Below are 12900 nucleotides of genomic sequence, written 5' to 3' on the forward strand. Positions count from 1 at the left end.
AAGCCCTGCATATGTAGAACCCATTCGGGAGAATTAGAGAAAATGGCAGTTCGCGTCGCAATCAATGGTTTTGGCCGCATTGGCCGCAATGTCCTTCGCGCAATCGTCGAATCGGGTCGCACCGATATTCAGGTCGTTGCCATCAACGATCTCGGTCCGGTTGAAACCAACGCCCATCTGCTGCGCTATGATAGCGTTCATGGCCGTTTTCCCAAGGAAGTCAAAGTCGCAGGCGACACCATCGATGTCGGTTATGGCCCGATCAAGGTGCACGCCGTGCGCAACCCGGCTGAACTGCCGTGGAAAGAAGAAGGCGTCGATATAGCACTTGAATGCACCGGCATTTTCGCAACCCGCGACAAGGCTGCCGCTCATCTTGAAGCTGGTGCCAAGCGCGTCATCGTTTCGGCCCCTGCCGATGGCGCTGACCTGACTGTCGTTTATGGCGTCAATCACGACAAGCTCAGCAAGGACCATCTGGTCATTTCCAACGCATCTTGCACCACCAACTGCCTTGCACCCGTGGCGCAGGTCCTCAACGATGCCATTGGCATCGAAAAGGGTTTCATGACCACGATCCACTCCTATACGGGTGACCAGCCAACGCTCGACACCATGCACAAGGACCTCTATCGTGCGCGTGCTGCAGCGCTTTCGATGATCCCGACCTCGACGGGTGCCGCCAAGGCAGTCGGTCTGGTGCTGCCCGAACTCAAGGGCAAACTCGACGGCGTCTCTATTCGCGTGCCGACCCCCAACGTATCGGTTGTGGACCTCACCTTCATCGCCAAGCGTGAAACAACAGTCGAAGAAGTCAACAATGCAATCCGCGAAGCTGCCAATGGCCGCCTCAAGGGCGTTCTCGGCTATACCGATGAAAAGCTTGTCTCGCACGACTTCAATCACGATTCGCATTCGTCGGTCTTCCACACCGACCAGACCAAGGTCATGGAAGGCACCATGGTGCGTATCCTGAGCTGGTATGACAATGAATGGGGCTTCTCCAGCCGCATGAGCGACACAGCTGTCGCTTTCGGCAAGCTGATCTGATCAACTGACTACGCCCCTTCATAATCGAAGGGGCGTTTTTACTCCTGATGTAAACAGAGAGAAGAAATATGACGTTTCGCACCCTTGACGATGCCGATGTAAAATCAAAACGCGTTCTGGTTCGTGTCGATCTCAATGTACCGATGGCCAATGGGGAAGTCACGGACCTCACCCGTATCGAGCGCATCGTGCCGACCGTCGAAGAGTTGTCGAAGAATGGCGCAAAAGTTATTCTGCTCGCGCATTTCGGCCGTCCGAAAGGGGTTGCTTCCGACGAAAATTCTCTCAAACAGGTCGTCAAGCCGCTCGCTAAAGTCCTGGATTTCGATGTGTCTTTCGCTGAAGACAGCATCGGCGAGAAGGCCAAAACAGCCGTCGATGCGTTGAAAGACGGTGATATCCTGTTGCTCGAAAACACCCGTTTTCACAAGGGCGAAGAAAAGAACGACGCTGACTACGTGGCAGCGCTTGCCGCCAATGGCGACATTTTCGTCAACGATGCCTTTTCAGCAGCCCACCGCGCCCATGCCTCGACCGAAGGGCTTGCGCATGTGCTGCCTGCTTATGCCGGGCGCGCCATGCAGGCCGAGCTTGAAGCGCTTCAAAAAGGTCTGGGGCAACCCGCCCGCCCGGTGGTTGCCATTGTCGGCGGTGCCAAGGTTTCAACCAAGCTCGACCTCCTTTCCAACCTCATCGAAAAAGTCGACGCGCTGGTAATCGGTGGCGGCATGGCCAACACCTTTCTCGCGGCCCAAGGCCATGATGTTGGCAAATCGCTTTGCGAACACGACCTTGCGCCAACCGCGCGCGAAATCATGGCCAAAGCCGAAAGGACCAAATGTGCGATCATCCTGCCGGTTGATGCTGTTGTGGGCTGGCATTTTGCCGCCGACACACCAAACCAGACCTATGGCGTCGATGCCGTTCCGCATGATGGCATGATACTTGATGCAGGTAGCCTTTCGACCGATCTGATCGCCTCGGCCATTGATGATGCCGCGACATTGATCTGGAACGGACCGCTTGGCGCCTTTGAACTGCGCCCCTTCGATACGGCTACGGTCAAGACCGCCAAACATGTCGCAGCCCGCACCAAGGCAGGCAAGCTTGTGTCGGTCGGCGGCGGCGGTGATACGGTCGCAGCGCTCAATCATGCCGGTGTGGCCGATGATTTCACCTATATCTCGACCGCAGGCGGGGCCTTCCTTGAATGGATGAAAGGCAAACCGCTACCGGGCGTCGATGTGCTGAAGAAATAACACTCCCATAAGCCCGGTTCGCCGGGCTTATTTTTTTGGTGTGAGCCTCAAAAGCCGTCCCGGATTATCATCCTCGATGAGCCAGATTGCACCATCGGTGCCGACCGCGACATCGCGGATACGATTTTCCATCGCAAATCGTTCGGCTTCATCGGCATTACCGTCCTTGTTGATCGTCACGCGCACAAGGGCCGTGACCGCAAGTCCCCCGATCAGGGCCGAACCGCGCCAGTCGGGAAACTGTTCGCCTTCATAAAAAGCCATTCCTGCCGGCGCGATGACGGGAGTCCAATAAACCAGCGGCGGCTCAAATTCAGGCCGGGTCTTGTGGCGCGGGATTGGCCTGCCGCTATAATTGTCACCATTGGAAACCAGCGGCCAGCCGTAATTGAGTCCCGGTTTGATGAGATTAAATTCATCGCCACCACGTGGCCCCATCTCGTGTTCCCACAGCTTGCCGTCCGGCGCAAAAGCCAGCCCATAAGGATTACGGTGACCAGTCGACCATGTCAGCGCCTTGATCCCGCCTGAATCGGCCTGCGGATTATCCGACGGCACCGAACCATCAAGCTTCATGCGCAGGATTTTTCCCATAGGGGCGTCGTCATCCTGTGCCGTGGCCGGTTCCATGCGGTCACCGACAGACAGAAAAAGATGCTCGCCATCCGGGTCGAAAGCGATGATGCCTCCCGGCTGACCGCCCTTGGTGGCGCGATCCTGCTTCCAGATGGTCTTGATGTCTGAGAGATTGGCCTTACCGTCATTCTCTTCAAGTATGGCATGTGCCAGGACCACGCTGCTGCCAGCCTTCTCCGGCATATTATAGGTAAAATACAAAGCATTGTTTTTGGCAAAGTCTGGCGCTGGCGCGATATCAAGAAGGCCGTTCTGACCGCTGAAACTCACCTCCGGCACATTACCGACTTCATTCTTCTCACCCGCTTGTGTGACGATGAAAATCCTGCCGCCCTTTTCAGTGAGAAGCATCCGCCCATCGGGCAGGAAGGCGACAGCCCAGGGCGTATCGAATTCCGCCACACTTGTAACGACGAACGGTGCGTCTGTTTTGGCCTGCCGCTCCCCTGCATTGATACTCTCCGCCCACACGATTGAGTATGGCAAGGTCACCAACGCGGCGGTGGCGATCAACAAAAAACCTGAAACGGCGCGGCGCATATTTCCTCCATCATTGTCCTTTTTAAAATGGGATGCATACGTGCAAAAGTCAAAACTGGGAGGTTTTAAAACGTCTCTCTGACAGGCGGTAAGAAAACTTGTCCAAACTAAATCGTTTAAAAAAATTTCAATCGTTTCAATTGGTTGCGCCGCCGTTTTTTTTGCCGGACAGTTCTGCTATCGGCGTTATCATATGAAATTTTCGGCTTCGGGCAAAGTCTCTACGGCCGGCCGATTTTAACAGGAGCTTGTGTATGACTGAACGTCTCGAAGATATTGCGATCGCCATGGTCGCATCCGGCAAGGGCATTCTGGCAGCCGATGAAAGCTCTGGCACGATCAAGAAGCGCTTCGATCAGATCAACCTCACATCCACCGAAGATGCGCGCCGTGACTATCGCGAAATGCTGTTTCGTGCCGATGACGCCATGAAGAACAATATTTCCGGTGTGATTCTTTATGATGAAACCATTCGTCAAAAGGCACAGGACGGAACCCCGCTGGTCGATCTCATCCGCAATGCCGGTTCCATTGCCGGTATCAAGGTCGACGCGGGCGCCAAGCCGCTGGCAGGCTTTGCTGGCGAAACCATCACTGAAGGTCTTGACGGATTGCGTGAGCGTCTAACCGAATATCATGGTCTGGGCGCTCGCTTTGCCAAATGGCGCGCCGTGATTTCCATTACCGACGGCCTTCCTAGCTGGGGCGCGGTCAAGCAGAATGCACAGGCACTGGCGCGCTATGCAGCCCTTTGTCAGGAAACCGGCATCGTACCCATCGTGGAGCCGGAAGTGGTGATGGACGGCAAGCCGGGCGACCATTCCATCGACCGCTGCTATGAAGTCACCGAATGGGTACTGAAAACCGTGTTCACCGAGCTTTATGACGCTCGCGTCAAGCTTGAAGGCATGATTCTCAAGCCCAATATGGTCATCGACGGTAAAAATGCGCGCAAGGCCTCGGTCGAGGAAGTTGCGGAAAAGACCGTACGCTGCTTCCGCAACACCGTTCCCACCGCAGTGCCCGGCATTGCCTTTCTGTCGGGAGGCCAGACCGGCGAGGAAGCCACAGCGCATCTTTCGGCCATGAATGCAGCCTTCGATCTGCCTTGGAAACTGACCTTCTCCTATGGCCGTGCACTTCAGGCCGATGCGCTCAACGCATGGGGTGGCCGACAGGAGAACATTGCTGCCGGTCAGCGTGCTTTCGCGCACCGCGCCCACATGAACGGCCTTGCCACAACTGGCGGCTGGAAGAAAGAACTGGAAAAGGCCGCCTGATCCAGCACTTTCACGGAAGACTAAAAGCCCGGTTTCTACCGGGCTTTTTTTTATGATTCTTTAAAGTGAAGGCCCACCGTCAGTGCCATGATGATCAAGGCAATGATTGCAATTTTCCAAAAGTCGCCGCGACGCTTCAAACCGGGCAAGCCGAGCGGTTTGATAATGTGCAGCCCCATGAAAAGAACGAGCAGCACGGGCAATATTTTTGTCACAAATTTTACCTCTCTCATCCTCTTGTGACGCAGAGCCGCTGTAAGCGCAAGCGCGAGCCTGCACATTCCCTCCTCCCAAAAATAGCCTCCACCTTTAGTTCGATGGACGAAACTTTATCGTCGGGCTTACACTTACACCTGGAGGAGGTGACAGCGCATTGGCGGAAACCACAGCATCTGTCCCAAAAGTAGGAACCGGTTTTGGGACACATTCGTGAAACAAAAAGCTTAAAGCGTGTCTTTTCAATTGGATAAAATGCAACACGCTTTAGTCAGGCGCTGTCATCATGGAAAAGCATGGCCGCAAAGACACCGCATAAAAGGTGCAGCGCGGTACGCATCGGGAGTAAGCGCATGTCGTCGAAATATGCCGCAACTTATGCCGCCTGGCAAAGCAACCCGGAGCGGTTCTGGGCAGACGCCGCACAATCCATCGACTGGTTCAAGCCGTGGCACAAGGTCTTTGCAAGTGATCAAGGTGTTTATGGTCGCTGGTTTACGGGTGCGGAGTGCAACACCTGTTACAACGCACTTGACCGACATGTCGCCAATGGCCGTGCCGAGCAGATAGCGCTGATCTATGACAGCCCCGTTACCGGGGAAATCCGCAAATACAGCTATCGCGCACTGCTGGAAGAGGTTGAAGCGCTCGCCGCTGTCATGCTTGACAATGGCGTCAAAAAGCACGACCGCGTTCTGATCTACATGCCCATGGTACCTGAAGCAGCCATTGCCATGCTGGCCTGCGCCCGTATTGGCGCTGTGCATTCAGTGGTCTTTGGCGGCTTTGCCGCGCATGAACTGGCGACACGCATCAATGATGCTCAGCCTGTGATGATCATCGCAGCCTCCTGCGGTATCGAACCGGGCTACATCGTGCCCTATCAGGACATGCTTAATCAAGCGATCGCCGAAGCGCGCCACACGGTTTCCCATTGCATCATCCTGCAACGTAACCAGCATCGGTACGATCCGGTCGCGGGCCGCGATATCGACTATAAGTCCAGCGTGGACGCCGCCCGCGGGCGCTGTGTAGCCTGTGCGTCGCTTGCGGCGACCGATCCGCTTTATATTCTTTATACATCAGGAACCACCGGAGAGCCGAAGGGAGTTGTGCGCGACAATGGCGGCCATATGGTTGCACTCACCTGGTCGATGAAGCATGTCTTTGACGTCGATCCAGGACAGGTTTTCTGGGCCGCATCCGATGTCGGATGGGTCGTAGGGCATTCCTATATTGTTTACGCGCCATTGCTCGCAGGTGCGACCAGCATTCTTTTTGAAGGCAAACCCATCGGCACACCCGATGCGGGTACCTATTGGCGCATCATCGCCGAACATGGCGTCGAGGTGATGTTTACCGCCCCCACCGCATTGCGCGCCATCAAGAAGGAAGATGCTCACGGGCATCTTGCCCGCAAATATGATTTGTCCCGATTTCGCGCTCTTTTTCTTGCCGGTGAACGCGCCGATCCCGACACCATCCATTGGGCGGAAAACCTGCTTGAACGCCCCGTGATCGATCACTGGTGGCAGACCGAAAGCGGCTGGCCGATGGTTGCCAACCCGCTGGGGCTTGGCCTGTTGGAAACCCGCTACGGCTCCTCTTCTGTCTGCATGCCCGGCTACCATATTGACGTCCTTGATGACGAAGGCCATGCGGTTGAGCGCGGACAGCTTGGCAATATCCTGATCAAGCTGCCTTTGCCGCCCGGATGCCTGCCGACACTGTGGAATGCCGACGAGCGGTTTCGCAAGGCCTATCTCGATGAGTTTCCCGGCTATTATAAAACCGCTGATGCGGGCTATATGGATGCGGATGGCTATCTCTATATCATGAGCCGGACCGACGACATCATCAATGTCGCGGGCCATCGTCTCTCGACGGGTGCGATGGAAGAAGTGCTGTCAAGCCACCCCGATGTCGCCGAATGCGCAGTGCTTGGCATTGCCGATCCACTCAAAGGTCAGACGCCATGTGGTTTTCTGGTGCTGAAATCCAATATAGAGCGCGATCCGCATGAGGTCGAAAAGGAATGCGTCAGCATGATCCGCGATGCCATCGGGCCGGTGGCTGCATTCCGGCTGGCTCTGACCGTCAAACGACTGCCAAAGACCCGCTCAGGCAAGATATTGCGTGCAACCATCCAGAAGATCGCCGATGGCGAACAATGGAAAATGCCAGCCACCATTGACGATCCCGCCATATTGGATGAGATCGGCAGCACTTTACGCGAACGCCATATCGGACTGGCTTTCGCCTGATATCTGGCTTGATTTGATAAAACCTTCGGTCCACTCTCCAGCCAGAGCGGTTACATTTTACGATTAAGGCTCTAATCGTCGTAACCGCTCTGCTTATTTATTCAACGCATTATCCAACGCGAAACCGCTTCGCATTTTTGCTGGAAATGCTTGAAATTGGAGCGTGGATATGCAGCTTGAAGGCAAGGTCGCCATTGTAACGGGTGCGGCGCGTGGCATTGGCTATGCCATTGCCCAACGGTTCCTGATGGATGGCGCAAGCGTCGTTCTGTCCGATATCGATGCCAAAGCCGCAACACGCGCGGCAAAGGATCTGCAGCAATTGGGTCCAGTTGTTGCAATGGCCGCTGATGTTGGAGACAAGCTCGATATCCATAATCTGCTGACCTATACCGCCGCCAATCTCGGCGAGGTGGATATTCTGGTCAACAATGCCGGCGTCGTGCACAAGGCGGATTTTCTCGACCTCAGGGAAGATGATTTCGACCGCGTTTTGCGCGTCAATCTCAAGGGTGCGTTTTTGTGCGGTCAAGCAGTTGCAAAGCGCATGGTCGCAAGGGTGGAAGAAGGCGCAAATCCCGGCACCATCATCAACATGTCATCAGTCAACGCAATTTTCGGTCTGCCTGACCAGCTTGCCTATTCTGTGTCCAAAGGCGGATTGAAGCAACTGACCAGCGCCATGGCGGTGGCCCTTGCGCAATGGGGCATCCGCGTTAATGCGATTGGCCCCGGATCGATCGAAACCGATATGCTCTCCGCCGTCAATTCCGATGACGAAAGCCGCAGACGGCTTTTGTCGCGCACGCCCTTGGGGCGCGTGGGTCAACCCGAAGAAATCGCTGCGATCGCTTCATTTCTCGCCTCGCGTGATGCAAGCTATATCACCGGCCAGACCATTTATGCCGATGGCGGCAGGCTGCCACTCAATTATACGGTTGTGGTGCCACCCAGGACATAACGCTTAAAAAGCGCTTTCCTCCTGACACAGAGCTGTCAGGAGGGCTATGCCATAAGCATGCTTCCAAGGACGAGGGAGTGGAATCATGGCATTTGCAATCGCACCATTCATTGCAATTCTAAAACGCTACAGGCAAAGGCAGGATACGCGTCGCCGTTTTGTCCGTGCCAATCGCCTTCTCGATCACTTGCCGGAAGATTTGCGTAAGGATATGGGGTGGCCGGAGCGATATTTGGAGTGCATCCCGAAAAGTGTGAAGCAGTTTTCGGAAAAAGATGCACGCAAGACAGATAGAGCAAAGCCGTAAAGGAAAATAAATGCGTCGTGCCGACCGCCTGTTCCAGATTGTCCAGCACCTACGCGGCGGCAGGCTTGTGACCGCGCGCCAGCTCTCCGAGCGGCTGGAAGTATCCGAGCGTACGATCTACCGCGACATCGCCGATCTGCAATCCACCGGCGTCCCCATCGACGGTGAGGCCGGTGTCGGCTACATCATGCGGCAGGGCTTTGAACTGCCGCCACTCATGTTCACCCGCGACGAGATCGTGGCACTGGTGGCAGGCGCGCGCCTCATCCGCGCCTGGGGTGGTGTATCCATGGCACGCGGTGCCGAAGAAGCGCTGATCAAGATCGAAGCCGTACTTCCGAAGGAAGAACGCGCGCGCATCACCGGCACACAAATTCACGCACCGACCGCCAGCATCAGCGTCGAGGAACGCCGCGTCATCGACACCGTCGAGCGCGCAGTGGATGAAAATACAGTTCTCAATATCCACTATCGCGATCTTGAAGCGCGCGAAAGCCAGCGCGACATCCGCCCTCTGGGCCTTTGGTTTTGGGGCAAGGTCTGGACCGTTATCGGCTGGTGCGAATTGCGCAATGCTTTTCGCACATTCCGCACCGATCGGATTATCGTTGCAAGCGAGGCGGGCCGTCGCTTTCGCGCAGAACGCGGCAAAACGCTGAGCGACTTTTATCGCATCATGGAAATGAGCGAATACAATGCTTTCAAAGACTAAGGCTTTTAAGGACTGACCAATAAAAAAAGCCCGGTCGAGACCGGGCTTTTCGCATCAGATATAAAATCTTTATTCTTCGTCTTCGTCGGTGTTCGTGCCCTTGAGCGAAGACAGCTTTGCGAAAACCTTTTCCGCGTCCAACTCTTCTTCCGCAGGCTGCTCATCACGATAATCAAAATTCTCGGTTGCAGATGCAGGCAGCAGCGTACTGTCACCATCCGGTGCCACCGGACGATTACGCGCTGCGCGGTCCACTTCAAGGTCGAGATCGATCTGCGAGCAAAGACCCAGTGTCACCGGATCCATAGCGGTGAGGCTGGCCGAATTCCAATGGGTGCGGTTGCGAATCTGCTCGATGGTCGATTTGGTCGTGCCGACAAGGCGAGAAATCTGCGCATCTTTGAGTTCAGGATGATTGCGCACCAGCCACAAGATGGCGTTCGGGCGATCCTGACGCTTGGACAGCGGCGTATAGCGCGGTCCCTTGCGCTTGGCTTCCGGCACACGCACCTTCGGGTCGGACAATTTCAGGCGGTGATAGGGATCCTTCTCGCCTTTAGAAATTTCTTCGCGCGAAATCTGGCCGGCAATGACCGGATCAAGCCCCTTGATGCCCTGCGAGGCTTCGCCATCGGCAATTGCCTTCACTTCCAATGGATGCAGCTTGCAGAAAGCGGCAATCTGGTCGAAGGACAGAGCCGTGTTATCGACAAGCCAGACGGCCGTTGCTTTCGGCATAAGAAGCTGGGTGGCCATTAGATATAATCCTTCTGTTCGTCCGCTCCGGTGGCGCGGGACGTGGAAAAAAACCACAATTTCCGGGAATTCACGGTCTATATATAATTTTTTTGTCGCCAGAGCAAGAAAGGGCTGACCATCCGACAGCAATATTTGCGCGTCACTTAACATCGAGCACGATCTTTCCGATGTGCCTGCCCTCTTCCATGCGTTCATGCGCGCGCCTCGCATCCTGCAACGGAAAAATCATATCCATAACGGGTGCCACCTGTCGCTTGACCAGAAGCGGCCAGACTTTTGCCTCCAGTTCACGCGCGATACCCGCCTTGAATTCAACCGAACGGGCGCGCAAGGTCGAGCCTGTATGGGTGAGGCGTTTGGTCATCAGCAGCGCAAAATTGGCCGTTGCCTTGGCCCCATTCAAAAAAGCGATCTGCACGATGCGCCCGTCCTCAGCGGCCGCCTTGTAATTGCGATCGACATAATCGCCGCCCACCATATCGAGAATCACATCTACACCTTTGCCATTCGTGATCTCTTTGACGCGGGCCACAAAATCCTCTTCGCGGTAATTGATGGCATGATCGGCACCGAGCTTGAGGCATGCCTCGCATTTGGCTTTTGAACCTGCCGTTACAATCACATTCGCGCCAAATACCTTGCTTAGCTGGATAGCCGTTGTGCCGATGCCCGACGAGCCGCCATGAATGAGCAATGTCTCTCCCGCTTTCAGATCACCGCGTTCAAACACATTGTGCCAGACGGTAAAGAAGGTTTCCGGGATGGCGGCCGCTTCGATATAGCCGTAGCCCGAAGGCAGCGGCAGCGCATTGCTTTCATGCACCAGCGCATATTCGGCATAGCCTCCGCCCGGCAGAAGTGCCACGACCTGATCGCCCTTTTCAAAGCGTGTCACACCCGCACCCAAGGCGACAACATCACCGGCGATTTCAAGGCCGGGAATGTCCGAGGCACCCGGTGGCGGCGCGTAATTGCCCTGACGCTGCAACACATCCGGGCGATTAACGCCCGCAGCACGCACCCGCACCAGGACCTGCCCCTCCCCCGGTTGCGGTATTGGTCGTTCAACAGGGCGCAACACATCTGCGCCACCTGGCGCGCTGATTTCGATCGCAGTCATAATGGAAGGAACGTCAACGGTCATCACGAACTCCTGTCTTGATCTGATCCATAATTGTTCTGCCGATTGAGAGGGGACAGTTCATTATCGATTTTTCAAAATATATATGCGAAGATTCAATGTGTTAAATCTTTTCTCGTGACCTGAGCCATCATTGACCACGGAGGACGGCTATGAGCGGTTTTGATGAGGATGCGGTAAAGCCCTATAGCGGCCCGGCACTTAGCGACGAAGAACTGGCGGTGCTTTCAGCGGCGGAGATCGATCAGCGTATCGCCTTTCTGCAAGATGAAATCGAACGACTGAAAGCCGAGCGGCTCAAAAAAGGGGATAGCCGCGCCGCCGCCGAAGCATTGTTCCGATAACAGTTGGACAAAATGGGGAACCAACACCGGATAAAATGCTTAGCACAATGGCGTTGGTTGAAGGGCTGCATCAGGCGTAACGCGCAAGCGCTTTGCAATTTCAGCAAAGCCTTCACAAAATAAGGCCAGAATATTCGGTCGCAGATTTCGGGAATTCAATTTTGCGTATTTACATTCAGGTCCTCGCCCTTCTTTGTGGCACAGCCTTTCTTCTCATAGCATCAGGACTGCACGGACTGCTTCTGCCGCTGCGTGGAGGCGCGGAGGGGTTTTCGGTCGCCTCCCTTGGTCTGCTCGGCACCACATGGGCGGGCGGCTTTGTCGCAGGTTGCCTTTTTGGACCACGTCTGGTGCGCCGTGTCGGCCATGTCCGCGCCTTTGGCTGCTTTGCCGCTTCGGCTGCGATTATCGCCCTTTTATCGGGCATCTTTATTGACGCGACGAGCTGGGTCATCTTGCGCGCGTTCACCGGCTTTGCCATGGCGGGTGCTTTCATGGTAATCGAAAGCTGGCTCAACGAGCGTGCTACCAATGAATCGCGCGGGCGGATTTTCGGCCTCTATATGATGGTCAACTACGGAGCCACCATGTCCGGGCAGATGCTGGTCGCAGCTGGTGACGTGCGTTCCGACCATCTCTTCATGATCTGTGGCGTGTTTTTCTGTCTGGCGCTCATTCCCACCGCCATTTCCACCGCCGTCAGCCCAAAGCCGCTCACCGAAGTGCAACTCGACCTCAAGGCGCTTTACCGCAACTCTCCTGCCGCCTTCGTCGGCTGCATATTGATCGGCATCGCCAATGGTGCCTGGGGTACGCTGGGCGCTGTTTTCGGCGCACAGTCCGGCATTTCAACCACACAGATCGCCCTGATGGTCAGCGCCACCATTGCCGCAGGTGCTGTGATGCAAATTCCCGTCGGGCGTATTTCCGATCTTGTCGACCGTCGGCTGGTTCTGGCGGGTGTCGCGGCTCTCGCTGCCCTGATGGGCCTTGCAACCTTCATTGCCGCGCCTTCGAATGGCACCGTCATCATCGTTATGGCCGGCTTATACGGTGCCCTTGCCTATGCGCTTTATCCGGTCGCCGTAGCACACGCCAACGACCATGCAACGGCGGAAAGCTTTGTAAAAGTTTCGAGCGGGCTGCTGCTGCTTTATGGTTTCGGCACCATGCTCGGCCCGTTGCTTGCCGCGGTTGCCATGGATATATTCTGGCCTTCGGGGCTGTTTGCCATCACCATGCTCGCGCATATTTCGATTACTGGCTATGCCCTCTTCCGCTCTCGCCAGCGTGCGGCGCTTCCAAAGGAAGAAAAAGACCAGTTCAAGAGCATGCCATCCGAGCGCGGTGCAACGCCTGAAGCGCTGAACCTTGATCCGAGAGCAGAGACGGAAGGCTGATATTTTCGCCGGTCGGTGGAAAAATAATAAG

General features: G+C 55.6%; 13 protein-coding genes. 9 read left to right on the forward strand and 4 right to left on the reverse strand.

The window, feature by feature from the left end; genetic code table 11:
- Positions 1-42 precede the first annotated feature (42 nt).
- Both gap and AAIB41_RS07885 read left to right on the forward strand, forming a co-directional pair.
- Positions 43-1050 carry a type I glyceraldehyde-3-phosphate dehydrogenase gene (gene gap / locus AAIB41_RS07880; protein ID WP_343312758.1) on the forward strand — a complete coding sequence of 336 codons (1008 nt, stop codon included), beginning with the start codon at positions 43-45 and terminating at the stop codon, positions 1048-1050.
- 68 nt (positions 1051-1118) lie between these two features.
- On the forward strand, positions 1119-2309 hold the full coding sequence (locus AAIB41_RS07885) for a phosphoglycerate kinase (RefSeq protein WP_343312759.1): 1191 nt from the start codon (positions 1119-1121) through the stop codon (positions 2307-2309).
- A 27-nt stretch (positions 2310-2336) separates the two neighbouring features.
- Here the strand turns inward: AAIB41_RS07885 and AAIB41_RS07890 are convergent, their stop codons facing one another.
- The gene (locus tag AAIB41_RS07890) at positions 2337-3485 is read right to left on the reverse strand and encodes a PQQ-dependent sugar dehydrogenase (RefSeq protein WP_343312760.1); all 1149 of its coding nucleotides are present in this window, start codon (positions 3483-3485) and stop codon (positions 2337-2339) included.
- 254 nt (positions 3486-3739) lie between these two features.
- Here AAIB41_RS07890 and AAIB41_RS07895 point away from each other — a divergent pair, with 254 nt between their 5' ends.
- On the forward strand, positions 3740-4765 hold the full coding sequence (locus AAIB41_RS07895; RefSeq protein ID WP_343312761.1) for a class I fructose-bisphosphate aldolase: 1026 nt from the start codon (positions 3740-3742) through the stop codon (positions 4763-4765).
- A 50-nt stretch (positions 4766-4815) separates the two neighbouring features.
- Here AAIB41_RS07895 and AAIB41_RS07900 read toward each other — a convergent pair whose 3' ends face one another.
- Positions 4816-4980 carry a hypothetical protein gene (locus AAIB41_RS07900; protein WP_343312762.1) on the reverse strand — a complete coding sequence of 55 codons (165 nt, stop codon included), beginning with the start codon at positions 4978-4980 and terminating at the stop codon, positions 4816-4818.
- Positions 4981-5334: 354 nt separating this feature from the next.
- Between AAIB41_RS07900 and AAIB41_RS07905 the strand changes: the two genes are divergently transcribed.
- The 4 genes from AAIB41_RS07905 (at position 5335) to AAIB41_RS07920 (ending at position 9225) form a co-directional block, all read left to right on the forward strand.
- Positions 5335-7245 (forward strand): propionyl-CoA synthetase, encoded by a 1911-nt coding sequence (locus tag AAIB41_RS07905; RefSeq protein ID WP_343312763.1) that lies wholly within the window; start codon positions 5335-5337, stop codon positions 7243-7245.
- Between the two features lie 169 nt (positions 7246-7414).
- A complete protein-coding gene (locus tag AAIB41_RS07910) occupies positions 7415-8206 on the forward strand; it encodes an SDR family oxidoreductase (RefSeq protein WP_343312764.1) in 792 nt (263 codons plus the stop codon).
- 85 nt (positions 8207-8291) lie between these two features.
- The gene (locus AAIB41_RS07915; RefSeq protein WP_343312765.1) at positions 8292-8513 is read left to right on the forward strand and encodes a hypothetical protein; all 222 of its coding nucleotides are present in this window, start codon (positions 8292-8294) and stop codon (positions 8511-8513) included.
- 10 nt (positions 8514-8523) lie between these two features.
- Positions 8524-9225: a YafY family protein gene (locus tag AAIB41_RS07920; protein ID WP_343312766.1), complete on the forward strand. Its 702-nt coding sequence runs from the start codon at positions 8524-8526 to the stop codon at positions 9223-9225.
- 69 nt (positions 9226-9294) lie between these two features.
- Here AAIB41_RS07920 and AAIB41_RS07925 read toward each other — a convergent pair whose 3' ends face one another.
- Both AAIB41_RS07925 and AAIB41_RS07930 read right to left on the reverse strand, forming a co-directional pair.
- Positions 9295-9981, reverse strand: coding sequence for a DUF1013 domain-containing protein (locus tag AAIB41_RS07925; RefSeq protein WP_343312767.1), 687 nt, complete (start codon positions 9979-9981; stop codon positions 9295-9297).
- Between the two features lie 142 nt (positions 9982-10123).
- Complete coding sequence (locus AAIB41_RS07930) at positions 10124-11128, reverse strand: NAD(P)H-quinone oxidoreductase (protein WP_343312768.1); 1005 nt, start codon at positions 11126-11128, stop codon at positions 10124-10126.
- 149 nt (positions 11129-11277) lie between these two features.
- Here AAIB41_RS07930 and AAIB41_RS07935 point away from each other — a divergent pair, with 149 nt between their 5' ends.
- Together AAIB41_RS07935 and AAIB41_RS07940 are read left to right on the forward strand one after the other, a co-directional pair.
- Positions 11278-11469, forward strand: coding sequence for a DUF1192 domain-containing protein (locus AAIB41_RS07935; protein WP_343312769.1), 192 nt, complete (start codon positions 11278-11280; stop codon positions 11467-11469).
- A gap of 161 nt (positions 11470-11630) precedes the next feature.
- Positions 11631-12869, forward strand: a complete 1239-nt coding sequence (locus AAIB41_RS07940) for an MFS transporter (protein ID WP_343312770.1) — start codon at positions 11631-11633, stop codon at positions 12867-12869.
- Positions 12870-12900: the final 31 nt, after the last annotated feature.

It is taken from the genome of Brucella sp. BE17 (genome assembly GCF_039545455.1).
Taxonomy (GTDB): domain Bacteria; phylum Pseudomonadota; class Alphaproteobacteria; order Rhizobiales; family Rhizobiaceae; genus Brucella.

Bases quoted from the DNA above. Each gene is read 5' to 3' on its own strand.
- gap (WP_343312758.1), top strand. From the start codon at position 43: ATGGCAGTTCGCGTCGCAATCAATGGTTTTGGCCGCATTGGCCGCAAT.
- AAIB41_RS07885 (WP_343312759.1), top strand. From the start codon at position 1,119: ATGACGTTTCGCACCCTTGACGATGCCGATGTAAAATCAAAACGCGTT.
- AAIB41_RS07890 (WP_343312760.1), bottom strand. From the start codon at position 3,485: ATGCGCCGCGCCGTTTCAGGTTTTTTGTTGATCGCCACCGCCGCGTTG.
- AAIB41_RS07895 (WP_343312761.1), top strand. From the start codon at position 3,740: ATGACTGAACGTCTCGAAGATATTGCGATCGCCATGGTCGCATCCGGC.
- AAIB41_RS07905 (WP_343312763.1), top strand. From the start codon at position 5,335: ATGTCGTCGAAATATGCCGCAACTTATGCCGCCTGGCAAAGCAACCCG.
- AAIB41_RS07910 (WP_343312764.1), top strand. From the start codon at position 7,415: ATGCAGCTTGAAGGCAAGGTCGCCATTGTAACGGGTGCGGCGCGTGGC.
- AAIB41_RS07915 (WP_343312765.1), top strand. From the start codon at position 8,292: ATGGCATTTGCAATCGCACCATTCATTGCAATTCTAAAACGCTACAGG.
- AAIB41_RS07920 (WP_343312766.1), top strand. From the start codon at position 8,524: ATGCGTCGTGCCGACCGCCTGTTCCAGATTGTCCAGCACCTACGCGGC.
- AAIB41_RS07925 (WP_343312767.1), bottom strand. From the start codon at position 9,981: ATGGCCACCCAGCTTCTTATGCCGAAAGCAACGGCCGTCTGGCTTGTC.
- AAIB41_RS07930 (WP_343312768.1), bottom strand. From the start codon at position 11,128: ATGACCGTTGACGTTCCTTCCATTATGACTGCGATCGAAATCAGCGCG.
- AAIB41_RS07935 (WP_343312769.1), top strand. From the start codon at position 11,278: ATGAGCGGTTTTGATGAGGATGCGGTAAAGCCCTATAGCGGCCCGGCA.